This is a genomic window from Streptomyces sp. NPDC048636 (genome assembly GCF_040650655.1).
Lineage (GTDB): Bacteria > Actinomycetota > Actinomycetes > Streptomycetales > Streptomycetaceae > Streptomyces.
The window spans coordinates 772,401-796,026 of record NZ_JBEZHR010000001.1; the positions used below are offsets into that span (position 1 = coordinate 772,401).

21 protein-coding genes and 2 riboswitches are annotated in these 23,626 nt (G+C 72.6%); of the genes, 13 read left to right on the top strand and 8 right to left on the bottom strand.

Annotated elements, in window-relative coordinates:
* Positions 1 to 35: 35 nt before the first annotated feature.
* The 8 genes from AB0C66_RS03575 to def all read left to right on the top strand — a co-directional run bounded on the left by AB0C66_RS03575 (position 36) and on the right by def (position 8,404).
* Positions 36 to 908 (top strand): SOS response-associated peptidase, encoded by an 873-nt coding sequence (locus tag AB0C66_RS03575; RefSeq protein WP_362432282.1) that lies wholly within the window; start codon positions 36 to 38, stop codon positions 906 to 908.
* Between the two features lie 116 nt (positions 909 to 1,024).
* Entirely contained in the window at positions 1,025 to 1,672 is a 648-nt protein-coding gene (locus AB0C66_RS03580; RefSeq protein WP_362432284.1) for an alpha/beta family hydrolase, read from the top strand.
* Positions 1,673 to 1,974: 302 nt separating this feature from the next.
* The gene (locus AB0C66_RS03585; protein ID WP_362432286.1) at positions 1,975 to 2,664 is read left to right on the top strand and encodes a sigma-70 family RNA polymerase sigma factor; all 690 of its coding nucleotides are present in this window, start codon (positions 1,975 to 1,977) and stop codon (positions 2,662 to 2,664) included.
* Entirely contained in the window at positions 2,661 to 2,990 is a 330-nt protein-coding gene (rsrA, locus tag AB0C66_RS03590; RefSeq protein WP_362432288.1) for a mycothiol system anti-sigma-R factor, read from the top strand. Before AB0C66_RS03585 ends, rsrA begins: the two co-directional genes overlap by 4 nt.
* 183 nt (positions 2,991 to 3,173) lie before the next feature.
* Entirely contained in the window at positions 3,174 to 4,571 is a 1,398-nt protein-coding gene (locus AB0C66_RS03595) for an HD-GYP domain-containing protein (protein WP_362432290.1), read from the top strand.
* 545 nt (positions 4,572 to 5,116) lie between these two features.
* Positions 5,117 to 6,409, top strand: coding sequence for an HD domain-containing protein (locus tag AB0C66_RS03600; RefSeq protein ID WP_362433355.1), 1,293 nt, complete (start codon positions 5,117 to 5,119; stop codon positions 6,407 to 6,409).
* A gap of 218 nt (positions 6,410 to 6,627) precedes the next feature.
* The gene (locus AB0C66_RS03605; RefSeq protein ID WP_362432292.1) at positions 6,628 to 7,614 is read left to right on the top strand and encodes a hypothetical protein; all 987 of its coding nucleotides are present in this window, start codon (positions 6,628 to 6,630) and stop codon (positions 7,612 to 7,614) included.
* A gap of 160 nt (positions 7,615 to 7,774) precedes the next feature.
* Positions 7,775 to 8,404, top strand: a complete 630-nt coding sequence (def, locus tag AB0C66_RS03610) for a peptide deformylase (RefSeq protein WP_362432294.1) — start codon at positions 7,775 to 7,777, stop codon at positions 8,402 to 8,404.
* A 101-nt stretch (positions 8,405 to 8,505) separates the two neighbouring features.
* Here def and AB0C66_RS03615 read toward each other — a convergent pair whose 3' ends face one another.
* The 4 genes from AB0C66_RS03615 to AB0C66_RS03630 form a co-directional block, all read right to left on the bottom strand.
* A complete protein-coding gene (locus AB0C66_RS03615; RefSeq protein WP_362432297.1) occupies positions 8,506 to 9,537 on the bottom strand; it encodes a ribonucleotide-diphosphate reductase subunit beta in 1,032 nt (343 codons plus the stop codon).
* Between the two features lie 17 nt (positions 9,538 to 9,554).
* Positions 9,555 to 11,963, bottom strand: coding sequence for a ribonucleoside-diphosphate reductase subunit alpha (locus AB0C66_RS03620; protein ID WP_362432299.1), 2,409 nt, complete (start codon positions 11,961 to 11,963; stop codon positions 9,555 to 9,557).
* Positions 11,964 to 12,093: 130 nt separating this feature from the next.
* A riboswitch (cobalamin riboswitch) is annotated at positions 12,094 to 12,234 on the bottom strand.
* A gap of 54 nt (positions 12,235 to 12,288) precedes the next feature.
* Positions 12,289 to 13,788 carry an FGGY-family carbohydrate kinase gene (locus AB0C66_RS03625; protein ID WP_362432301.1) on the bottom strand — a complete coding sequence of 500 codons (1,500 nt, stop codon included), beginning with the start codon at positions 13,786 to 13,788 and terminating at the stop codon, positions 12,289 to 12,291.
* Positions 13,785 to 14,867 (bottom strand): 2-hydroxyacid dehydrogenase, encoded by a 1,083-nt coding sequence (locus tag AB0C66_RS03630; RefSeq protein ID WP_362432304.1) that lies wholly within the window; start codon positions 14,865 to 14,867, stop codon positions 13,785 to 13,787. Before AB0C66_RS03630 ends, AB0C66_RS03625 begins: the two co-directional genes overlap by 4 nt.
* A 95-nt stretch (positions 14,868 to 14,962) precedes the next feature.
* Between AB0C66_RS03630 and AB0C66_RS03635 the strand changes: the two genes are divergently transcribed.
* The 3 genes from AB0C66_RS03635 to AB0C66_RS03645 are packed head-to-tail and all read left to right on the top strand — an operon-like array spanning position 14,963 to position 17,900.
* Positions 14,963 to 15,607: a histidine phosphatase family protein gene (locus tag AB0C66_RS03635; RefSeq protein ID WP_362432306.1), complete on the top strand. Its 645-nt coding sequence runs from the start codon at positions 14,963 to 14,965 to the stop codon at positions 15,605 to 15,607.
* The gene (locus AB0C66_RS03640) at positions 15,604 to 16,404 is read left to right on the top strand and encodes a DeoR/GlpR family DNA-binding transcription regulator (RefSeq protein WP_362432308.1); all 801 of its coding nucleotides are present in this window, start codon (positions 15,604 to 15,606) and stop codon (positions 16,402 to 16,404) included. The genes AB0C66_RS03635 and AB0C66_RS03640 overlap by 4 nt, the downstream gene beginning before the upstream one ends.
* A 38-nt stretch (positions 16,405 to 16,442) precedes the next feature.
* Entirely contained in the window at positions 16,443 to 17,900 is a 1,458-nt protein-coding gene (locus tag AB0C66_RS03645; RefSeq protein ID WP_362432311.1) for an FGGY family carbohydrate kinase, read from the top strand.
* Positions 17,901 to 17,951: 51 nt separating this feature from the next.
* Here the strand turns inward: AB0C66_RS03645 and AB0C66_RS03650 are convergent, their stop codons facing one another.
* Positions 17,952 to 18,461, bottom strand: coding sequence for a GNAT family N-acetyltransferase (locus AB0C66_RS03650; protein ID WP_362432313.1), 510 nt, complete (start codon positions 18,459 to 18,461; stop codon positions 17,952 to 17,954).
* A gap of 59 nt (positions 18,462 to 18,520) precedes the next feature.
* Positions 18,521 to 18,585: riboswitch (guanidine-III (ykkC-III) riboswitch) on the top strand.
* Positions 18,586 to 18,615: 30 nt separating this feature from the next.
* Here AB0C66_RS03650 and AB0C66_RS03655 point away from each other — a divergent pair.
* Positions 18,616 to 18,930, top strand: a complete 315-nt coding sequence (locus tag AB0C66_RS03655; protein WP_362432315.1) for an SMR family transporter — start codon at positions 18,616 to 18,618, stop codon at positions 18,928 to 18,930.
* A gap of 258 nt (positions 18,931 to 19,188) precedes the next feature.
* Here the strand turns inward: AB0C66_RS03655 and mctP are convergent, their stop codons facing one another.
* The 3 genes from mctP to AB0C66_RS03670 all read right to left on the bottom strand — a co-directional run bounded on the left by mctP (position 19,189) and on the right by AB0C66_RS03670 (position 22,114).
* Positions 19,189 to 20,823: a monocarboxylate uptake permease MctP gene (gene mctP, locus AB0C66_RS03660; protein WP_362432318.1), complete on the bottom strand. Its 1,635-nt coding sequence runs from the start codon at positions 20,821 to 20,823 to the stop codon at positions 19,189 to 19,191.
* Positions 20,820 to 21,089, bottom strand: coding sequence for a DUF3311 domain-containing protein (locus AB0C66_RS03665; protein ID WP_362432320.1), 270 nt, complete (start codon positions 21,087 to 21,089; stop codon positions 20,820 to 20,822). The genes mctP and AB0C66_RS03665 overlap by 4 nt, the downstream gene beginning before the upstream one ends.
* Before the next feature lie 236 nt (positions 21,090 to 21,325).
* Positions 21,326 to 22,114, bottom strand: a complete 789-nt coding sequence (locus tag AB0C66_RS03670) for a GntR family transcriptional regulator (RefSeq protein WP_362433357.1) — start codon at positions 22,112 to 22,114, stop codon at positions 21,326 to 21,328.
* 240 nt (positions 22,115 to 22,354) lie between these two features.
* Between AB0C66_RS03670 and AB0C66_RS03675 the strand changes: the two genes are divergently transcribed.
* Positions 22,355 to 23,626 (top strand): extracellular solute-binding protein, encoded by a 1,272-nt coding sequence (locus AB0C66_RS03675; protein ID WP_362432322.1) that lies wholly within the window; start codon positions 22,355 to 22,357, stop codon positions 23,624 to 23,626.

Genomic DNA, 23,626 nt, shown 5'->3' on the forward strand with positions numbered 1-23,626 from the left:
CCACCGGGCGCGGGCGTCGTGGCAGTGTGGCACCTATGTGCGGTCGATACGCAGCGAGCCGGAGGCCGGAGGATCTCACCGGGCTCTTCGGAGTGGAGAAGTGGGAACCGGAGGAGACTCTGGCGCCCGACTGGAACGTCGCGCCCACCAAGGGCGTGTACGCGGTGCTCGAACGCCCTCTGAAAGACGCCGCGGAGCCGCGAGCGGTTCGCCAGCTCAGGGCGTTGAAGTGGGGACTGGTGCCGTCGTGGGCGAAGTCACCCGAGGGCGGGGTGAAGATGATCAACGCCCGGGCGGAGACGGTGCACGAGAAGCCCTCGTACCGGCGGCCGTTCGCCTCGCGCCGCTGCATCCTGCCCGCCGACGGCTATTACGAGTGGGTGACCGGGTCGGGGGAGCGACAGCTCGAGGAGAAGGGGAAGCGCAAGCGGCCGCGGAAGCAGCCGTACTTCGTGACCCCGGTGGACGGTTCGGTCATGGCGATGGCCGGGTTGTACGAGTTCTGGCGGGACCGGACGCTGCCGGACGAGCATCCGCGGGCGTGGTGGGTGACCTGCACGGTGATCACCACGGAGGCGGAACAGGAGCCGTTCGCCGAAGTGCCGGCCGCGGCGGACGCGGCGGCGGACGCGGCGGCGGACGCAAAGGACTCCGTGGACGAGGACGGCGGACCGCGTTCGCTGGCCGATATCCACCCCCGGATGCCGCTGGTGCTCACACAGGACCGCTGGGCGGACTGGCTGGATCCCGCCCGTACCGATCCGGACGATCTGCGTGCGCTGCTGGCCCCGCCGCCCGCGGGTCTGCTGCGCGCCTACCCGGTCGGCACCGGGGTCAGTGATGTGCGCAACAACGGTCCGGAGCTGGTGACGGAGCTGGAAGCACCGGAGGAGGCCACCCTCTTCTGACCGCGGGCCCTCCGGCCGCGGGGGCCACCGGCTCCCTTCCGACCGGGGGCCACCGGCTCAACGGGCCCCGGTGTGTGTCCCGCGTCGTCCGCCCCCGCGCACGGCAGGATGGCCGGGTGAGTACGAAGACGACCGAAACCGTGCCGACTCCGGTCGGCGATGCCCGTATCACCTGGCATCGCGCCCCCGGCGCCCATGCCGTGCTCGCCGTGAGCCATGGCGCGGGCGGCGGAATCGAGGCGCGCGATCTGCGCGCCCTCGCCGCCGCGCTGCCCGGACACGGGGTGAGCGTCGCCCTGGTCGAGCAGCCCTGGCGGGTGGCCGGGAAGAAGGTCGCGCCCGCCCCGAAGACCCTGGACACCGGGTGGCGCGCGCTGTGGCCCGCGCTGGAGAAGGCCGGGCCGCCGATCGTCGCGGGCGGCCGCAGCGCGGGGGCGCGGGTGGCCTGCCGGACCGCCCGTGAGCTGGGCGCCGCCGCCGTCCTGGCGCTGTCCTTCCCGCTGCATCCGCCGGGCAGGCCGGAGAAGTCCCGGGCGGACGAGCTGCTGGGCGCCGGGGTGCCGACGCTGGTCGTCCAGGGCGGCCGGGACCCGTTCGGCCGCCCCGAGGAGTTCCCCGCGCTGCCCGCCGGTACCGAACTGGTCGAGGTGGACCACGGCGACCACGGCTTCGCGGTGCCGAAGTCGGCCGGGGTCGGCGAACCGGAGACGCTCGCCGTGATCACCGGGGCGGTCCTGGCATGGCTGCCCCGGGCCCTGGCCTGAATCCGTTCGGGGCGGCTGGACAGCGGGAGCGCGCCGGGCGCGGCGCGCCGTGGGAATGCCGCCGCCGGGTCCGGCGTTGCACCGGACATCGGTAATCACCGCGCGATGGCACCGCACGAGGAAAGGGAGTTCCCCGCATGGGTTCGCTTGCTTGCCCGGCCCGCCCGCACGCCGCTGACCTGGAGTGGACGCAGGCGGAAGGGGCGCAGACCGCGAAGATTGGAGCGGCGGGCGGACCGGATCGTCGTCTATTCTCCGATTCGAGCGGGTCCGCATCCGGCCCCGCCGCGAAGCTGGAGGAGGTGGGTCAGGTCACTGGGACCGACGCAGGGACCGACGGCGTCAACGAGGGAGAGCCGGCCGAGCGGCCGGAGGAGACCGCGGCCGAGCGCAATGCGCGCTTCGAGAGGGACGCCCTCACCTTCCTCGACCAGATGTACTCCGCCGCGCTGCGCATGACGCGCAATCCGGCCGATGCCGAGGACCTCGTGCAGGAGACGTACGCGAAGGCGTACGGCTCCTTCCACCAGTTCCGTGAGGGCACCAACCTCAAGGCGTGGTTGTACCGCATCCTCACCAACACCTTCATCAACTCGTACCGCAAGAAGCAGCGTGAACCGCAGCGCAGCGCGGCCGAGGAGATCGAGGACTGGCAGCTCGCGCGCGCCGAGTCGCATATGTCGACCGGGCTGCGCTCCGCCGAGTCCCAGGCCCTCGACCACCTGCCGGACTCGGATGTCAAGGAGGCCCTTCAGGCCATTCCCGAGGAGTTCCGCATCGCGGTCTACCTCGCGGATGTCGAGGGCTTTGCCTACAAGGAGATCGCGGACATCATGGGTACGCCCATCGGTACGGTGATGTCCCGTCTGCACCGGGGGCGCCGCCAGCTGCGTGAGCTGCTGGAGGACTACGCCCGCGGGCGCGGGCTGGTCCCGGCGGGCGCGTCCGCCGTGACGGACGAGTCGCACGATCGGAAAGGCGCGGGCTCATGAGCTGCGGAGAGCCGCACGAGACGGATTGCTCCGAGGTCCTCGACCACCTCTACGAGTTCCTCGATCACGAGATGCCGGACGGCGACTGCGCCAAATTCGAGGTGCACTTCGACGAGTGCTCCCCGTGCCTGGAGAAGTACGGTCTGGAGAAGGCCGTGAAGAAGCTGGTCAAGCGGTGCTGCGGCCATGACGACGTACCCAGCGACCTCAGGTCCAAGGTCATGGGCCGGATCGAGCTGATCCGGTCCGGGCAGGCGGTCCCCGAGCGGGAGCTCACCACGGAGACGCCCGCCCCGGAGAGCACCCCCAGCACCGCTCAGGAGTGACCCCCGGCGCACCGCGGCGGAGAGTGACCGCCGCACGGCGCTCCAGTGGTCCGATCATCACCCGAAGGTGTGCAATCGGGCGACTCGCCCGGTCGTCCCCGCCGCTCGCGGCTCTATCCTCCCGAATCTGACCCGCCCGCCCGTGAGGGGCGCAGGGCGGACCTGGATCGGGAGGAGGGCGCCGTGCGGGCACTTCCTCTCGGGGCGCGCGTCTATGTCCTGTGCGCCGTGCTCGCCGCCGCGCTGTGCGCCGCCCCCGTCCTCCGGCCCCAGGCCGCCGTCCCCTGGGACGCGGTCGTCCTGCTCGCCGCGGTCTACGCGGCGGGGGCCCGCGGGACCCGGGCCCCCTGGCCGGAGTGGTACAGCCCCGTGCTTCTGGCCGGGGCTTTTCTGCTGCCGCCCGCCGCGGCCGCGCTGGTCGCCGTGCCCGGCGCGCTGCTCGCACCGGTCGAACGCCGTCCGGCCGCGGTACGCCGCCTCTGGCACGCGGCGCAGCTCGCCGTGGCCGTCTGGGCCGCCGGACGGACGTTCGCCGCGCTCGGCGGACGGGCGGCGCTCGACGCGGTCCGGGCGCCGGACGCCCCCGGCTTCCCGTCCGCCCTCGCCATCGCGACCGTCAGCGCGCTGGTGCTCTGCCTGGCCGTGATCGCCCTGGAGTGCGGCGTACTGGTCAGCGCCGAGCGCCACGCCCCCCGCGCCGCCTGGCGCGGCCGGATCCTCGGCTCGCTCGTCCCGCATCTGGTGCACGGACCCGCGGGGCTGGCCATGGCGGTGCTCTGGCACAGCCCCTACGGACCGGCGGCGGCCCTGCTGGTGCTGCTGCCGATGTACGTCTCGGCCTGCGTCTTCGCGCTGTACCACCGGGAGCGCGCCGCCCACCAGGCCACCATCCGCTCCCTCGTCCAGGCCGTCGACATCAAGGACCGCTACACCCGGGGCCACAGCGAACGCGTCGGCCGCGCCTCGGCGATGATCGCCCGCGAGCTGGGCATGCGGGGCGACCGGCTGGAGGCGCTGCGGATCGCGGGCATCCTCCACGACGTGGGGAAGCTGGGCGTCCCCACCCGGATCCTGCGCAAGAACGGGCCGCTGACCCCCGACGAGCGCCGGATCATCGAGCTGCACCCGGAGTACGGCCATGAGATGGTCCGCGGCATCGGCTTCCTGGGCGAGGCGCGCGCGGCCATCCTCCACCACCATGAACGGCTGGACGGCTCCGGCTATCCGTACGGGCTCGTCGGGATGGAGATCCCGGAGTTCGCCCGGGTGGTCGCGGTCGCCGACGCCTTCGACGCGATGACCTCGACGCGTACGTACCGGCGGGGGCGGCCGGTGGCCACCGCGGTCGAGGAGCTCAAGCGGTGCGCGGGTTCGCATTTCGACCCGCGGATGGTGCGGGCCCTGGCCCGTGCCCTGGACCGGCACGGCTGGCACGCCGCCGTCACGGCGGACGCCGCCGGTGAGGAGCGAGGAAACGCTCCGGCAGATATGCCGCGTGCCCTTCCCGAACCCGCCGGGGCGGCGGCCCCCGGCCGGTCCGCCCCGGCGCGCCGCCCGGACACCACGGACGGTGCGCCATGAGCGCCGGGCGCGACCCGGCCGAGGAGCGCCGCGCTCGCGACGAGAGCGCCGCCGAACGCATCGCGCGCGGCCGGGCACGCCGCGCGGGTCCGCCGGGCGCCCGGCCGCCCCGTCCGGACACCCCGCCCGCCGCACCGGGACCGGCGAGCCCGCCAGGGGCGTCCGGCGCCCCGGGACCATCCGGAGCGCCGGGCCCGGAGAGACGGCCGGACCGGCCTCCGGCGCCGGTCCCGGTGGACCTTCCCGGGACGGGGGCCACGACCGGGAGGCAAGGAACGACCGGGACGGGGGCCACGACCGGGGCGCGGGGTGCCGGGCGGCTGCCCGGACCGACCGGCCCGGCCGACCCCACGGGCGGAACCGGTACGCCGGGCCCCGCGGCGGACCCGACCGCCCGGCGGCGGTCCGGCACCGCACGGTGGCTCACCGACCCCCTCGAGCGGCTCGCCGGACGGCACGGCCGGGCGGTGGGGCGGCTGCGGCGGAGCCGGACCCGGGGGACCGCCGACAGCGGGCGCCGGACCGGCGCGCTCACCGTGGCCGGGGTGTACGGCGCCGCCGGGGCGCTCGCCGTCGTCGCGCTCGGCTGGACCGAGTGGCACGGGGTGCGCGAGCCGGAGGCGGCGCTCGCCTTCGGGATGCTCATCGCCGTCGGGGAGGCCATCCGGTGCGCCGATGGTCCGCCCGCGCTCCCGCGCCGCGGCAGCGCGCATGAACAGCGCGGTGAGCCCGCGCCGGTGGCCGCCGCGGGCGCCCTCGGCTACGCCCTGCTGGGAAACATCGGCGGGGAGCCCACCACCCACGGCGTCCTCCAGGTCGTCACCGTCGTCGTGGCCGCGTCGCTGGTGGGCATGGTGCCGCGGCTGGTGCTGGGCCGTCCGGCCGACCCCGGACACACCGCCCGCCGGGTGCTCACCGTCGCGTTCGCCGCCACCTGCTTCCAACCGCTGCACCACACCGGCCGGTTGTCCTCCTGGTTCGGTCAGGGGCCGCCGCTGGTCGGCTACTTGCTCGCATTGCTGGCCCTGACCGCGCTGTGCGACGCCGTACTGGCCGCCGCGGTGACCCGCGCCCGCACCGGCTGGCCGTACGTCCCGCTGCTCCGCGACGAGCTGTGGGCACTGCCCGGGGTGGGCTCGGCGATCTGCGCCACCGGGGTGGTGATGGTGCTCGCGGTCGCCGTGGCCGGGCTGGGGGCGCTTCCGGTGCTGTCGGTGCCCCTGCTGCTGATCCAGTACGCGTTCCGCCGCTACGCGGGCATACGGGCCACCTACCGGCAGACCATCGCCTCACTGGCCCGCTCGACCGAGATAGCCGGGTACACCCCGGCCGGCCATGCCCGTAAGGTCGCCGAGCTCAGCCGGGCCGTCGGCCGTGAGCTGGGGCTGTTCGAACCGGCGCTGACCGTGCTGGAGTACGCGGCGCTGATGCACGACATCGGGCAGCTCTCACTGCTGGACCCGGTCCCCGCCGGGGCCACCGAACCGCTGCCCGGGGCGGAACAGCGCAGAATCGCGCTGCTGGGCGGGGCTGTGGTGCGCCAGACCGGGGTACCCGCCGAGGTGGCGGTGATCGTCGAGCGGCAGGCCGACCCGTACCGGGACCAGCCGCTCACCGCGCGTATCGTGCGCGCGGTGAACGCGTACACCGAGCTGGCGGCGGTCCCGGCGGCCGGGGTGGACGGACCGGCGGGCACCGCGGGAGCAGCCCCGCTGCACGCCCTGGAGCGGCTGCGGCTGGCCACGGCCCGTGACTTCGACCCGGCGGTGGTCGAGGCGCTGGCCAGAGTGCTGTCCCGGCCGGTCCACGGCCGGTCCCCGTTGAGAACTCACGGGTAATGAGCGGGTCTCCCAAGAGGCATGGTTGGATGCGAGGAGAGGGGTGTCGGGCCGATGGCCGGTGGCAAGGAGGTGTGGTGGGCATCGTGTCCCGGCCGGAGTGAGAGGGGCCGGGCTGAGATGTCCGCCAATGTGTGGCAGGTTGTCTTCCAGGGAGGGCGACGCCGTCCGCGAAGGCATCTGGTACGGGACCACTTCGATACCGGCAGGCGGGAATCGTGAAGATCTTCGGCAAGGTACGGCACCGGCCGTCCGCCTCATGGCGGCAGGCCACGGACCGTGCGTTCACGCTTATCGGCGACGGCCGGTACGAGGACGCGGGAGCGCTGCTGACCCGCGCCGCCGACCTGGAGCCGTGGCTGTCGGAGTCCTGGTTCAATCTCGCCCTGCTGCACAAGTTCCGGCACGACTGGGAGCAGGCCCGCGCCGCCGGGCTGCGCGCGGTCGCACTGCTGGACCGGGAGACCGGCGCTCCCGACTGGTGGAACGTCGGCATCGCCGCCACCGCCCTCCAGGACTGGCCGCTGGCCCGCCGCGCCTGGCAGGCGTACGGGCTGAAGGTGCCCGGGGAGGCGTCCGCGTCCGGTGAGCCGCTGGGCATGGAGCTGGGCAGCGCGGCGGTGCGGCTGTCGCCGGAGGGCGAGGCCGAGGTGGTCTGGGGCCGCAGGCTGGACCCGGCCCGGATCGAGGTGCTGTCCATCCCGCTGCCGTCCTCCGGGCGGCGCTGGGGCGAGGTGGTGCTGCACGACGGCGTTCCGCACGGTGAGCGGGTGACCTCCGCGGGCCCGGCCTACCCCGTCTTCGACGAGATCGAGCTGTGGGCCCCGTCCCCGGTGCCGACCTGGGTGGTGCTGCTGGAGGCGGCCTCCGAGGCCGACCGGGACGCCCTGGAGCGGCTCGCGGCGGACGCGGGCTTCGCCGCCGAGGACTGGTCGTCCTCGGTGCGGCTGCTGTGCCGCTCCTGCTCGGAGAGCCGGATGCCCAGCGACGAGGGCGAGGGCGAGCACCTGGATCCCCATGACCACAGTGAGCCGGGCCACCCCGGGCCGCTGGGACACCGTACGGCGGGCTCGGGCTCGCTGTGGGTCGCCGAGCGCGAATGCGGGATCGCGGCGCCGGGCGGGCTGGTGCGGGGGCTGCTGGACGGCTGGGTCGCCGACAGCCCGGACACCCGTGAGTGGCGGGATCTGGAAGAGGTCTGCTGACGCCCGTAAGGCGCTCCGCAAGGCACCCGTAGGCGCGCCCGCGGGGTCCGTACGGCCGCTCCGATGGCTGGTAAGGACACTGCTGACGCCGGTGTCACTCCGGGCGGGCCGTACCCTGTAGGGCGACGCATCAGGGTTGACGGAAGGCGTACGGCGGACGATGTCGCAGCAAGGGACTGAACAGCAGGTGGACGGCGAGTTCATCGTGGACACAGAAGGCTGCGAGGAGCGCGAGCGGGCCCACCGCGAGCGCGGCACCGCCCGCCCGATCACCGTCGTCGGCAATCCGGTGCTGCACCGCGAATGCGAGGACGTCACGGAGTTCGGTGACGACCTGGGGCGGCTGGTGGACGACATGTTCGCCAGCCAGCGGGCGGCGGAGGGCGTGGGCCTGGCCGCCAACCAGATCGGCGTCGGCCTGAAGGTCTTCGTCTACGACTGCATGGACGACGAGGGCGTCCGGCATGTGGGCGTGGTCTGCAACCCGGTGCTGGATGAGCTGCCCGCCGAGAGCCGGGTGCTGGACGACTCCAACGAGGGCTGTCTGTCGGTCCCCGGCGCCTACGCCGAGCTGGCCCGGCCGGATGTCGCCGTGGTCCGCGGCCAGGACACCGAGGGCAAGCCGATCGCGGTGCGCGGCACCGGCTACTTCGCGCGCTGTCTCCAGCATGAGACCGACCATCTCTACGGCCGCCTCTACATCGACCGGCTCTCCAAGCGCGACCGTAAGGACGTGCTGCGGCAGATGGCCGAGGGCACCCCGCGCTACGAGACCGTGCCCAACGGCTGAGCGCTTCTTCACCCGGCACCACGGGCCGGACCCCCGCGAGGAGGTCCGGCCCGTGGTGTGTGCGCGTGCGCTGGCGGTCAGCCGGTCAGCCGGTCAGCCGGTCAGAAGTCGTCGTCGAAGGAGACCGAACCCTCGACGGCGACCTGGTACGCCGAGGCGCGCCGCTCGAAGAAGTTGGTCAGCTCCTGGACGTTCTGGAGCTCCATGAAGGAGAAGGGGTTCTCCGAGCCGAAGACCGTGGGGAAGCCGAGGCGCTGGAGACGCTGGTCGGCCACACACTGGAGGTACTCCTTCATCGAGGCGGTGTTCATCCCCGGCAGCCCGTCCCCGCACAGGTCACGGGCGAACTGGAGCTCCGCCTCGACGGCTTCCTTGAGCATCTCGGTGACCTGCTGCTCGAGCTCGTCGTCGAAGAGGTCGGGCTCCTCCCGGCGGACGGTGTCCACGACTGAGAAGGCGAACTCCATATGCATCGACTCGTCGCGGAACACCCAGTTGGTGCCGGTCGCCAGGCCGTGCAGCAGCCCGCGGGAGCGGAACCAGTAGACGTAGGCGAAGGCGCCGTAGAAGAACAGCCCCTCGATGCAGGCCGCGAAGCAGATCAGGTTGAGCAGGAAGCGGCGCCGGTGGGCCCTGGTCTCCAACTGGTCCAGCTTCTCCACCGAGTCCATCCAGCGGAAGCAGAACTCCGCCTTCTCCCGGATGGAGGGGATGTTCTCCACGGCGGCGAACGCCGCGGCGCGGTCGTCCGGGTCGGGCAGGTAGGTGTCCAGCAGCGTCAGATAGAACTGGACGTGCACGGCCTCCTCGAAGAGCTGCCGCGACAGATACAGCCGCGCCTCGGGGGAGTTGATGTGCTTGTAGAGCGTGAGCACCAGGTTGTTGGCCACGATCGAGTCGCCGGTCGCGAAGAAGGCGACCAGACGGCCGATCAGGTGCTGCTCGCCCGGGGAGAGCTTGGCGAGGTCGGCCACGTCCGAGTGGAGATCGACCTCCTCCACCGTCCAGGTGTTCTTGATCGCGTCGCGGTAGCGGTCGTAGAAGTCCGGGTACCGCATCGGCCGGAGGGTCAGCTCGAAGCCGGGGTCGAGCAGGTTCTTCGGACGGTCGGGCGAGGTGTTCGCCGTGGTCATCTCGGATGCGGTGGGCATTACTGGCAGGCCTCGCAGGACTCGGGGTTTTCCAGGGAGCAGGCGACGGCGTCCTCGTCGGCGGGTGCCTGCTGGACGGGGATGGTGGCGGCGGCCGCGCCACCGCGTGCCGACTGCGCGATCCGGGTCGCCGGGCGCGAACGCAGGTAGTACGTGGTCTTGATGCCCCGCTTCCAGGCGTACGCGTACATCGAGCTGAGCTTGCCGATGGTCGGCGCGGCCATGAACAGGTTCAGCGACTGGCTCTGGTCGAGGTACGGGGTACGGGCCGCGGCCATGTCGATCAGGGCGCGCTGCGGAACCTCCCACGCGGTGCGGTACAGCGCCCGGATGTCGGCGGGCACCCAGGAGAAGTCCTGGACCGAGCCGTTGGCCTCGCGCAGCGCCTCGCGGGTCTGCGCGTCCCAGACGCCCAGCTTCTTCAGATCGTCCACCAGGTAGGAGTTGACCTGGAGGAACTCCCCGCTGAGGGTTTCGCGCTTGAAGAGGTTGGAGACCTGCGGCTCGATGCACTCATAGACACCGGCGATCGAGGCGATGGTCGCGGTCGGCGCGATGGCCAGCAGCAGCGAGTTGCGCATCCCGGACGTGGCCATCCGCTTCCGCAGCGCTTCCCAGCGCTCCGGCCAGGTGGCCACCGCGTCCGTGTAGTGGTCGGGGTGCAGCACACCGCGTGCGGTGCGCGTCGCGGACCAGGCCGGATGCGGTCCGTGGCGCTCGGCGAGGTCACAGGAGGCCTCGTACGCGGCGAGCATGATGCGCTCGGAGATCCGGGTGGAGAGCTCCTTCGCCTCGGGGGAGTCGAAGGGCAGCCGCAGCCGGAAGAGTACGTCCTGGAGGCCCATCAGGCCCAGACCCACCGGCCGCCAGCGGGAGTTGGAGGCCCCGGCCTCGTCGGTGGGGTAGAAGTTGATGTCCACCACACGGTCGAGGAAGGTCACGGCGGTGCGGACGGTGGCGTCCAGCCGCTCCCAGTCCATCGCCTCCTGCCCGTCCGCGCCCTTGCCCAGGTGGGCGGCGAGGTTGACCGACCCGAGGTTGCACACGGCGGTCTCGCCGTCGTCGGTGACCTCCAGGATCTCGGTGCAGAGGTTGGAGGAGTGGACGACCTTGCCGGGCTCGGCGGTCTGGTTGGCGGTGCGGTTGGCGGCGTCCTTGAAGGTCATCCAGCCGTTGCCGGTCTGCGCCAGGGTGCGCATCATCCGGGAGTAGAGCTGGCGCGCCGGGACCTGCTTGACCGCACGGCCCTCGGCCTCGGCCCGGCGGTACGCGGCGTCGAACTCCTCGCCCCACAGGTCCACCAGCTGCGGCGCGTCGGCCGGGGAGAACAGCGACCAGTCGGCGTCCGCCTCGACCCGGCGCATGAACTCGTCCGGGATCCAGTGGGCGATGTTGAGGTTGTGGGTGCGGCGGGCTTCCTCACCGGTGTTGTCCCGCAGCTCCAGGAACTCCTCGATATCCGCGTGCCAGGTCTCCAGGTAGACACAGGCCGCGCCCTTGCGCCGGCCGCCCTGGTTGACCGCGGCCACCGAGGCGTCCAGCGTGCGCAGGAACGGCACGATGCCGTTGGAGTGCCCGTTGGTGCCGCGGATCAGCGAACCGCGGGCCCGGATACGGGAGTACGAGAGCCCGATACCGCCCGCGTGCTTCGACAGCCGCGCGACCTGGTGGTAGCGGTTGTAGATCGAGTCCAGCTCGTCCAGCGGCGAGTCCAGCAGATAGCACGAGGACATCTGCGGATGCCGGGTGCCGGAGTTGAACAGCGTGGGGGAGCTGGGCAGGTACGACAGGGTGCTGGTGAGCCGGTACAGCTCGGCGACCTCGTCCACGGCCCGCTCGCTGAGGTTCTCGGCCAGCCCGCAGGCGACCCGGAGCAGGAAGTGCTGCGGGGTCTCGATCACCTGACGGGTGGTCGGGTGGCGCAGCAGATAGCGGCTGTACAGGGTGCGCAGTCCGAAGTAGCCGAAGCGGTTGTCGGCGCCGTCCGCCAGCGCCCGGTCCACCAGGGCGTCCAGCCGGGCGGCGTGGGCGGTGACGAACTCGGCGGTGGAGTCGGCGATCAGCCCTTCGCGGTGGCCCACCGCGACCGAGGCCGAGAAGGAGAGCGCGCCCTGCCCGGCCGCCTCTTCGGTGATCGCCAGGGCCAGCAGCCGCGCGGCCAGCCGGGAGTACTCCGGCTCCTCCGCGATCAGCCCGGCCGCCGCCTCGGTCGCGAGGGTACGCAACTCCGCCTCGTCCGAGCCCGGATGGCGGCCGCGCAGGGCGGCGGCCGCGACCTTGCCGGGGTCGGTGGCGGGCAGGTCGGCGGTGAGCCCGGTGAGGGTCCGCAACAGGGCGGTACCGGGCGCGTCGGCCGCTGCCTGGGAAGCCGCTGCCTCTGAAACCGGATCGGCGGGCGCGATGGTCACTGAAGTGTTCTCCCTCGCTCGGCTGGGGCCAGGAGGGAGGAGCGATGGCCGCGTACGGGCATGGCGAATCCGCACTACCGTACGAACGCACACCGCGCAGCGTCCAACGGCCCAACCCGCGAGGCCCGGACGTGTTCAGACGGCCGTCGGCAGGTCATCGGACTCACGGGTACACAAATGCGCACACGTACACCGTTGCGGGACAGTTCCGGATTCCCACCGGATTCCCCTGCGTCGACAGCGAGCACGAGCATACATCTTGTGTCGGCCGACGCACGCGCCCCCACATCTTGTGTCGTCCACAGGAGAGTTTCCCACGTATGTGCTATTGCGGGGTCGCTTCCCCCCGCTGTTCCGGGGCCTTCTCCCGCCATCCGGCAAGGGCTCGGGCCAGCTGGGAACGGTAGTCGGCGTAGCCGCGTTCGAAGGTCTCACGGCGGTCCGGACCCGGTGTGACGGTGCGCGCGTCGGCCTGCCAGCGCTCCGCGTCGACCGGCTCGCCGAGGCACTCCCAGGCGACCGCGACCGCGCCGCGCGCCCCCACTTCGGGTTCGTCCGGGATGCGCACCGGACGGCCGAGGACGTCGGCGAACAGCTGGGTCCAGGCCCGGGACCGGGTGCCGCCGCCGCACAGCGCGAGGCTCGCGGAGAGCCCGGCCGCCTCCAGGCAGTGACGGGCGGCGTAGGCGATCGACTCGCAGACCGCGCGGACCGCGTCGGCGCGGGTCGAGGCGAGGGTGAGCCCGTCGAGCCGTCCCCGGGCGCCGGGTTCGACGAACGGCGCCCGCTCGCCCGCGCCGGACAGGAACGGCAGCGCGGTCACCCCGCGCGCGCCGGGCGGGCTGCTGCCGAGTATCGCGTCCAGGTCGGCGGTGGTGGCCCCGGTGAACTCCAGCGCCCATTCCAGGGCCGCGGTGCCGACCATCGCGGGCATGGCGCGCAGCCAGCGTGTGGGGTCGGGGGTGCACAGCCACATGCCGGCCGGGTCGGCGGCCGGGTCGAACCGCGCGTCGTCGGTGAGGACCTGACAGGCCAGTGTGGTGCCCACGATCAGCAGACCGTCGCCGAGCTCCCGCACCCCGCTGCCGATGGCACAGGCGGGCAGGTCGTAGGGGCCCGCGCTGACGGGGAGTCCGGCAGGGAGTCCGAGCAGCCGGGCGCCCTCCTCGTGCAGCGGGGCGAGTGCCCCGGGCGCGGCGGGCTCCGGCAACAGCCGTGCGTACGCGGCGATTCCGCACATCTCCAGCGCGTCTTGGACATAGCGGCGGGTGGTGACGTCGAGGAACGGCAGCGAGGCGTCGGAGGCGTCCACGCCGATCACCCCGGTCAGCCGCTGGGCGACCGCGTCCACGCAGTAGCCCGCGACCTCGGCCCGCTCCAGCGACCGCGGTTCGTGCTCGGCGAGCCAGGCCAGCAGCGGGGCGTGGCAGCCGGGGAACACCCCCGAGCCGGTGCGCGCCCACAGCGCGCGCAGGGTGCCGTCCGCGCGCCAGCGGGCCACCGTCCCGCCCGCCCTGCCGTCCATCCATGAGATCGGCGGACGCACCGCCCGGCCCGCCGCGTCCCGTAGCCACAGACCGTCCCCCTGGCCGGTCAGGGCGAGTGCGACGGGGGGTGCGGGAAGGGCGGCGGCGACCTCCCGGCACACCTCGGCGACGGTGCGCAGCACATCCTCCAGGTCCTGTTCGACCCGGCCGCCGGGCCGCCGGTCCAGGCGGCTGGGGCGGCTCGCGGAGGCGATCGCCCGCCCGTCCCGGCCGAAGGCCACGGCCTTGGTGACCGAGGTGCCGATATCGACTCCGATCATCACCCGCGCGGTGCTCATGGCGTACGGGCCTCCGTGGCATCGAGGTTGGCGGGGAGGGCGGGGTGGGCGAGCCGCTCGCCGCGGGCGTACCGGGCGACCTCGGCGGCGGTGATGGCCGCCGCGCGGTGCGCGGTCTGCCGGGTGGCCCCGGCCAGGTGCGGGGTGGTGACGACGTTCGGCGCGGAGTGCAACGGCCAGTCGGCGGGCGGCGGTTCGATGTCGTACACGTCCAGCGCCAGCGCGCCCAGCCGTCCTTCGCGCAGCGCGTCGGGCAGCGGGGCGTAGTCCAGCAGTCCGCCGCGCGCGGTGTTGACCAGGACGGCGCCGGGTCTCATCCGCGCGATCCGCCCGGCGTCCATCAGCTGGCGGGTCTCGGGGGTCAGCCGGGCGTGCAGGCTCACCACCTCGCTGCGGTCGAGGAGTTCGTCCAGGCCGACCGGTTCGACGCCGTCGGCGCGTACCGCGTCCGGATCCGTGTAGGGATCCGCGACCAGGACGCGGGCGCCGAAGGCGCGCAGGACGCGGGCGACGATCCGGCCGATGGCCCCGTATCCCACCAGCCCGACGGTGGCGCCGGCCAGCTCGGTTCCGGCCTCCTCGTACGCGTAGAGGTCCCCGCGCCAGCGCCCGCCGCGCAGTTCGGCGTCGGCCGCGGGGATCCGGCGCATCGCGGCCAGCATCATGCCGATCGCGAACTCGGCGGCCGCGGCGGCGTTACGGCCGGGGGCGAAGCTGACGGCGACCCCCGCGCGGGTGGCGGCGGCCAGGTCGACGTTGACCGGGCCGCCGCGTGAGACGGCGACCAGACGCAGCCCGGGGCGGGCGGCGAAGACCCGCTCGGTGAAGGGCGCCATCTGCGTCACACACACCTCGGCGCCCGTCAGCGCCTCGATGAGCCCCTCCTCGGTGCCGCTGGCCTCGGTCACCCCGGCCACCGGGCCGAACGGCTCGTGCGGCCAGGGCAGGGTCAGCTCGGCGATCTCCAGTCCGACCGCGTGGTCCGGGGCATCCGGGCCTTCGGGGCCGAGCCGGTCGTGGAGGGCGGTGGCGATCAGCCGGGGGGTGACGAAGTGGTCTCCGGCGGCGAGGACGCGCATAGGGGCCTTCCTTCGGTAATACATCACATGAACGATGCTAGATTTAACATCCCAGACTTGATCAGGCAATGGCCGACGCGTGGGAGGCCCCCGGAATGACCACCCGACTGCTCCTCGTACGCCACGGCGAGACCGTCTGGCACGCGGAGAACCGCTACGCCGGAATCTCGGATGTGGCCCTCACCGAGCGCGGCCACCGCCAGGCCGCGGCGCTCGCCCGCTGGGCCGGGGAGCGCGGGGTGGACGCGGTCGCCTGCTCCCCGCTCAGCCGCGCCCGGCTCACCGCGGCCCCCGCGGCCGAGGCGCTGGGCCTTGTGCCCGAGGTCGTCGAGGCACTGCGCGAGGTCGACTTCGGCTGGGGCGAGGGCCGCACCATCGCCGAGATGGAGGCCGAGGACCCGGCCCGGGTGCGGGCGTTCCGCGCGGACGCCGAGACCGGCGCCTTCCCCGGCTCGGAGCCGCCCGGCGCGGCCGGGGAGCGCGCCGCCGCGGCCCTGCGCGCCCTCGCCACCGCGCACCCCGGGCGCACGGTGCTCGTCGTCGCCCACAACACGCTGCTGCGCACCGCGCTGTGCGCCCTGCTCGGGATCCGGCCCGGCCGCTACCGCGAGGTCTTCCCGCGGCTGGACAACGCGGCGGTGACCGAGATCGAGCTGACCGGCGGCCGTACGGCGCTGCGCTCCCTGAACGTCCCCACCGGGCACGGCCCCGCGGGCGGTACGGGAGAATCCCCGCTATGACCTCCACCGGCACCCCCGGCGGCGCCGCCCGCTCCCAGGACGCCCGCAGGCAGACCATCACCGAGTATGTGCTCGAACGCGCCACCGCCACCGCCGCGGAGCTGGCCGAGCTGACCGGTGTCAGCCTGATGACGGTCCACCGGGACCTCGACGAACTGGCCCGGCTCGGGGTGGTGCGGAAGTTCCGCGGCGGGGTCTCCGCACTGCCCTCGTCGGTCTTCGAATCCAGCCTGGACTACCGGATGGGCGTCAACCGGGCCGAGAAGGAGGCGGTCGCGGCCGCCGCCGCGGAGCTGGTCGAGCCGGGGATGTCGGTGATGCTGGACGACTCCACCAGCGCGCTCGCGCTGGCCCGGCTGCTGGTCGCGGCCGCTCCGCTGACCGTGGTGACCAACGCGCGCCGGGTGGTCGAGGTGTTCGCCGGGGTGGAGCAGACGCGGCTGATCGGGCTCGGCGGGGAGTACTCGCACACCCATGACTCCTTCCTCGGGGTGCCGTGCGCGGAGGCCATCGAGGCGCTGTCGGTGGACATGGTGCTGGTGTCCACCTCGGCCATGGACGCCCGCACCACCTACCACCAGGAGCAGGACGTGGTGATGGTCAAGCGGGCGATGCTGGCCGCCGGGCGCCGCAAGGTGCTGCTGATGGACGCCTCCAAGACCAAGCGGACCGCGCTCCACCGGCTGTGCCCGGTCGAGGACTTCGACCATCTGGTGGTGGATGACGCGGTCGAGCCGTCGCTCGTCACGGAGTTGCGGGAGCGTACCGACGTCCGGTTGGCGGGAACCGGCGGCTGACCCACTCGAGATCACATGCCGCATGTTAATTTAACGGTATGCGTGATGTGATGGGTGAGGCCGTCGCCGGGATCGACATCGCCACGGCGGCGGTACGGGTGGTGTGCGTCGGCGCGGACGGCCGGGTACGGGCGGAGGGCCGCGCGGCCCTGCCGACACCGCACCGCGGCCCCGGCGGCCACAGCGAACAGCCCGCCGGGTCCTGGTGGCCCGCGGTCGCCGCGGCCCTGCGGCAGGCCACCGCGGCGCTCCCCGCGGGCGGCCGGGAAGTGGTGGCCGTCGCCACCTCGGCCACCTCCGGCACGATCGCCCCCGTGGACGGCGCGGGGGAGCCGACCGGTCCGGCCCTGATGTACGACGACCGGCGCGGCGCCGCGCTCAACGCCCGCGCCCAGCAGCTCGGCGCCGACCGCTGGCGCGCGCTCGGCCTCTCCGTCGGCCCGACCGCCGCCCTCGGCCGGATCGCCTGGCTGGCCGAGGAAGCCGGGCCGGGCAGCGGTCGCGCGCGGGGCATCGTCCACACCCCCGATCTCATCGGCCACCGGCTGACCGGCGGGCCGGTGGCCACCGACTGGAGCCATGCGCTCAAAAGCGGCTACGACCCGCGTGAGGGCAGCTGGCCGGGGGAGGTGCTGACCGCCCTGGGCGTCCCCGGCGACTGGCTGCCGCCGGTCCAGGCACCCGCCACCGCCGTCGGCACCGTCTGCCCGGCGGCAGCGGCCGAGACCGGACTGCCCGCCGGATGCGCGGTGCGGCTCGGGATGACCGACGGCTGCGCCGGGCAGCTCGCCACCGGCGCGGTGCGGCCTGGCCAGTTCGCCGGGATCCTGGGCACCACCTACGTCCTCAAGGGCGTCACCCGCGACCTGGTCACCGACGCCTCCGGAGCCCTCTACAGCCACCGCCACCCCGACGGCTGGTGGCTGCCCGGCGGCGCCTCCAACACCGGCGGTGAGGCGCTGGCCCATGTCCCGGCCGACCGGCTGCCCGCCCTCGACCGGGCCGCCGCCGACCGCGGCCCGTCCTCGGTGATCGCCTATCCGCTGCGCCGCGAGGGCGAGCGCTTCCCGTTCGTCAGCGGCGCCGCCCGCGGCTTCGTGCGCGGCACCCCGGAGGACGACGCCGACGGCCACCGCGCCGCGCTGGAGGGCGTCGCCTTCCTGGAGCGGCTGGCGCTGGACCGGGTGCGTCAGCTGGGCGTGGCGGTCGAGGGACCGCTGTGGGCGGCGGGCGGCGGCAGCCGCAGCCCGCTGTGGACCCGGATCCGCGCCACCGTCCTCGGCCGTCCGCTGCGCGTGGCCGACCACGCCGAGACCGCCTTCGGCGCCGCCCTGCTGGCCGCCTCCGGCACCCTCCACCCCGACCTCGCCACGGCCGCCGCCGCGATGGTCCGCACCGGGCGGGAGGTCGAGCCGGTGGAGAAGGAGCGCGCGGCGCTGGAGGACTCCTACGCCGCCTTCACCGCCGCCCTGCGCGACCGCGGCTGGCTGGGCTGACCCCGGCCCGTCACCCCGCGCCGCGTGGCCCGCCCGCCCGCACCGCCACCGTTACACCGCCACCGTGAACGCCCAGATCGCCATCCCCGGTATCGGCTCCCAGTCCCGCTCCTGGGCGCGGACGAAGCCCAGCCGTCCGTAGAGCCGGTGGGCGTCTGTCATCTTCGGGTGGCTGGATATCACGATCCCGTGGAGTCCCAGCTCCCGCGCCCTGTCCAGACACGCCCGCACCAGCGCCTCCGCCACCCCGCGCCGCCGGGCCTCCGGCCGCACCGCGAGCATCCGGAACTCGCCCTCACCGGCCCGGGCCCGCTGCGCGTACGGCGCCCCGTACGCGCCGAAGGCCAGCGCCCCCAGCACCTTCCCGCCGGGGCCGTCCGCGGCGTCCACGGCGACCAGCACCTCGGACTCCTCGGCCCGCTGCCGGGCGTTCCGCAGATCGTTCAGATACGGGTCCTCGGCCCCGAAGTCGAGCAGGTCGTCGTCGAGATAGACCGCCGCGGTCATCTCGCCGACCTCGTCCAGTTCCTTGTCCCGTGCGCGCCGCACCGTGATGTCCATGTCGGCAGTGTGCCCGACCTCACCGCCGCCCGGCCCCCCGGTGCGGGGACAATGGAAGGTGGATGCCCCCCCGCGGGGCCCCCGGACGAGCGCGTCGTACCCGGTCAGGACAAGACGGCGCAGTCAGCGAAGTCGCTACTGCGTGAGGTCTGTCATGGCATGGGTCATTCTGGTGGTTTCCGGTCTTCTGGAGACGGTCTGGGCGGCGGCGCTCGCCGCGTCGCACGGATTCAGCCGCGTACGCCCCAGCGCGCTGTTCGCCGTCGCGGCCGTGCTGAGCATGGCCGGTCTGTCGTACGCGATGCGCTCGGTGCCGCTGGGCACCGGCTACGCGGTGTGGGTCGCGATCGGGGCGGTGGGGACGGCCGGTTACGGTATGGCCGCCCTCGGCGATCCGGTGAGCGCCGCGCGCATCCTCTGTCTGCTGCTGATCGTCGCCGGTGTGGTGGGCCTGAAGCTGCTGCACTGACGCGCCGCACGACGCCGCGTGCGGCCGCGTGACAGGGGCTCGCACGGCCTCGTCGGATCCCGCATGGCGTCCCGGCCCGGTGACGGCCTCGCGCAGCCCTGTGATGTCCTCCCGCAGCCGCGCGGTGCGCAGCGCACGGCCGATCGGCGGCCCCGGACGGCCGCGTGGCATCCCGCAGGTCGCACGGCGGCCCCGCGCACAAAAGGACCGCCGCCTCCCGGGGAGGGAGGCGGCGGTCCGTGGGGACGGGGGAGAGGGTCAGTGTCCGCCGGGGGCGCCCGCCGTCGCCGGGGGCAGCTCGGTCTCGACGCCCGGGTCGCCCGCGTCCGCGGTGTAGTCGGACGGAGAGGTCTCGTCCACGCCGTCCGGCGCCTTCACCGCCCGCAGGACCACCGTCAGGACCACGGTGACCACCACGTTGAGGACGAACGCGGTGAGACCGATGTAGCCGATCTCGCCGATGCCCGGGATCTCCTTCTGGCTGCCGCCGAAGTGCTTCTGGGTGGGGCTGGCCACGCCGTACGCCGCGATCGTGCCGTAGAGCATGCCGACCGCCCAGCCCGCCAGCAGCGCCCAGCGGTGGAACCAGCGGGTGAACAACCCGCCCACCAGGGCCGGGAAGGTCTGGAGGATCCAGATACCGCCCAGCAGCTGGAAGTTGATCGCGACGGTCTTGTCCATCCCCAGGACGAAGATCAGCGCGCCGACCTTCACCATCAGCGAGACCAGCTTGGAGACCTTGGTCTCCTGCTCGGGCGTGGCGTCCGGTTTGAGGAAGTCCTTGTAGATGTTGCGGGTGAACAGGTTCGCCGCGGCGATCGACATGATGGCCGCCGGGACCAGCGCGCCGATGCCGATGGCGGCGAAGGCCACGCCCGTGAACCAGTCCGGGAACATGTCCTCGAACAGCTGCGGAATGGCGAGCTGGCCGTTGTCCACCTTCACCCCGGCCGCGATGGCCATGAAGCCCAGCAGCGCCAGCAGTCCGAGCATCAGGGAGTACAGCGGCAGGATGGTGGTGTTACGGCGGATCACCTCACGGCTGCGGCTGGAGAGCGTCGCGGTGATCGAGTGCGGATACATGAACAGCGCGAGCGCTGAGCCCAGCGCCAGCGTCGCGTAGGCCCATTGCTGTTTCTCCCCGCTGGCCAGCGCCCCGCGTGGGAGTCCGGTGGCCGGGTTCTCCTTGGAGAGGGCGGCGCCCGCCTTCGCGAAGATGTCGTCGAAGCCGCCCAGCTTGATCGGGATGTAGATGATCGCCACCGCGATGACGATGTAGATCAGGGCGTCCTTGACGAAGGCGATCAGCGCGGGGGCGCGCAGCCCGGAGGAGTAGGTGTACGCCGCGAGCACACCGAAGGCGATCAGCAGCGGCAGGTCCTTGATGAACCAGTTGGTGTTCTCGCCGCCGCCGACGCCCATCACGTCCAGCACCGCCTGGATGCCGACGAGCTGGAGGGCGATATACGGCATGGTGGCGAGGATGCCGGTGACCGCGACGGCCAGGGACAGTCCCTTGGAGCCGAACCGGCCGCGGACGAAGTCCGAGGTGGTGACGTACCCGTGCTTATGCGACACCGACCACAGCCGGGGCAGGAAGGTGAAGATCAGCGGGTAGACGAGGATGGTGTACGGCACCGCGAAGAACCCGGAGGCGCCGGCCGCGTAGATCGCCGCCGGGACGGCCACGAAGGTGTACGCGGTGTAGAGGTCGCCGCCGAGCAGGAACCAGGTGATCCAGGTGCCGAAGCTGCGGCCGCCGAGACCCCACTCGTCGAGGTTGTTCGCGTTCTCCGCGGCCCGCCAGCGCGCGGCCAGGAAGCCCATGACCGTGACGGCCACGAAGAAGAACAGGAAGACGGCGAGGGCGACGCCGTTCACACCGTTGTTCATGCCGACCCGCCTTCCTTGCGGGCCCGCTGCTCACGCCGGACGATCACATAGGCGACCGAGGTCAGCACGGCGGAGATCGGCACCCAGAGCATCTGGTACCAGTAGAAGAACGGGATGCCGATGAAGTCGGGCTCGACCTTGGCGTACGAGCCGACCCAGAGCATGGCCACGAAGGGCACGATCAAGCAGAAGGCGGCCACCACGCGGGTGGGTGTGACCACCGGTCTCCTGCCGGATGAACCGGGTGAAGCTGACGTGTCGGACATGGTGGCGGGCTCCCGTCCCCTCGGCTCATCACCTGCGTCTGCGGCTGATCGCTTGTGGCTGATCGCCCACGCTGATCTTGTACGTAGTGAGCAGGAAATCTAAGCCCGCGGCCCGGCAGTCGTCACTACCCGTCCGTATATCGGTATGAGAAAGAAGTGGCCTCGTCCACGACTCGTCCACTGCTCGGGCGCGGGCCGGGCCGTCCCGGGCCGCCGGCGACGGCCCGGGGGGCGGCTCAGCCGCGCGGGCGCTGGAGGCGGGCCACGAATTTGTAGCGGTCCCCGCGGTAGACCGACCGCACCCACTCCACCGGCTCCCCGGCGGCGTCCAGGGAGTGCCGCGAGAGCATCAGCATCGGCAGTCCGACGTCGGTGCCCAGCAGCCCGGCCTCGCGCGGGGTGGCGAGCGAGGTCTCGATGGTCTCCTCGGCCTCGGCCAGGTGGACGTCGTAGACCTCGGCCAGGGCGGTGTAGAGCGAGGTGTACTTCACCAGGCTGCGACGGAGCGCGGGGAAGCGCTTGGCCGACAGATGGGTGGTCTCGATCGCCATCGGCTCACCGCTGGCCAGCCGCAGCCGCTCGATGCGCAGCACCCGGCCGCCGGTGGCGATGTCCAGCAGCCCGGCGAGCCGGTCGTCGGCGGTCACATAGCCGATGTCCAGCAGCTGGGAGGTGGGTTCCAGCCCCTGGGCCTTCATGTCCTCGGTGTAGGAGGTCAGTTGGAGGGCCTGGGAGACCTTGGGCTTGGCCACGAAGGTGCCCTTGCCCTGGATCCGCTCCAGCCGCCCTTCGACCACCAGCTCCTGGAGGGCCTGGCGCACGGTGGTGCGGGAGGTGTCGAACTCGGCGGCCAGGGTCCGCTCCGGGGGGACCGGGGTGCCCGGTGGCAGCGTCTCGGTCATCTCCAGCAGATGCCGCTTGAGCCGGTAGTACTTCGGCACCCGCGCGGTGCGGGTCCCCCCGGAGTTGTTGCCGCTCTCGGCCGCGGGTGTGGTGGCCGTGGCCGTAACCCCCTCGGTCTCCATCGCGCGCCCTTCCGACTCCTGATCTGCTGCCGTCACCGGCTCCTCCGAATTCAGCGGCTCACATCGTGGCACGGTCCCGCGCTCGGGCGGTGGCTCGGGCCGGATGTCGACAGATGTCGGTCCGATAACGGAGCCGTTGGCGACTCTTATACACCCTTGACACCCCCAAAGGTCTAGGCCAAGCTGCGGGCACTGGTCTAAACCATTAAACCCCTCATCCGGTCCTTTGAGGAGAGTGCTGTGAAGCGTGGGCTCATAGCGGCGACGGGTGTCGCGGCAATGCTGGTGAGCGTCGCGGCCTGTGGGTCCGGCGACGACGACAACAAGGCCGGAGCGGACGGTTTCAAGGGCCAGACGCTGACCGTCTGGGCGATGGACGGATCCACCCCGGACGGCTGGACGAAGGATGTCAAGGCCGCTTTTGAGAAGAAGACCGGCGCCACGCTGAAGCTGGAGATCCAGCAGTGGAACGGCATCCAGCAGAAGGTGACCACCGCCCTGTCGGAGTCCGATCCGCCGGACGTCCTGGAGATCGGCAACACCCAGACCCCCTCCTACGCCCGTACCGGTGGCCTCGCCGAACTGGGCGACCTCAAGAAGTCGATCGGCGCCGACTGGTCCCCGTCGCTCAACAAGTCCGCGGTGTACGACGGCAAGCAGTACGCCGCCCCCTGGTACGCGGCCAGCCGCGTCGTCCTCTACAACAAGCGGATCTGGGCCGACGCGGGGCTGAAGGGCACGCCGAAGAGCCGCTCGGAGTTCTTCCGGGACCTGGACACCATCCGCGAGAAGACCGATGCCGAACCGCTCTACCTCCCCGGCCAGAACTGGTACTTCTTCGACGGGCTGACCATCGGCGCCGGTGCCGACCTGGTGAGGAAGGAGGGCGGCCGCTGGGTCTCCAACCTCGCCGACGCCAAGGTCGCCAAGGCCATGGACATCTACAAGCAGTACCAGTCCTTCAGCGAGGCGCCCAAGAACAAGGACGAGGCCACCCCGCAGCAGGGCGAGGTCTTCGCCAAGGGCAGGACCGGTGCCTTCATCGGTATGGGCTGGGAGGCGGCCATCGCCGTCAAGGCCAACCCCAGGATCGAGAAGGACATCGGCTACTTCACCATCCCCGGTGAGACCTCCGCCAAGCCGGAGGGCGTCTTCCTCGGCGGCTCCAACCTGGCCGTCGCCGCGGGCAGCGAGAAGCAGGAACTGGCCAAGGAATTCCTGAAGATCGCGCTGAATGACACCTTCGAGGGGCAACTCGCCAAGGAGGGCGGGGTGATCCCCAACAAGGAGTCGCTCCAGGACCGGTTGAAGGGCAATGCCGCCGCCGAGGCCGCCGCCCCCGCCGTCGCGACCGGCGGCACCACCCCGCTGATCCCCGAATGGGCGGCGGTCGAGAACGCGCCCAACCCGGTCAAGTCGTATATGACCGCCGTACTCAAGGGGAAGTCGCCCGCGGACGCCGCCGCCTCGGTCGAGGACGAGATGAACAAGCGCCTCGGCCAGGACAACTAG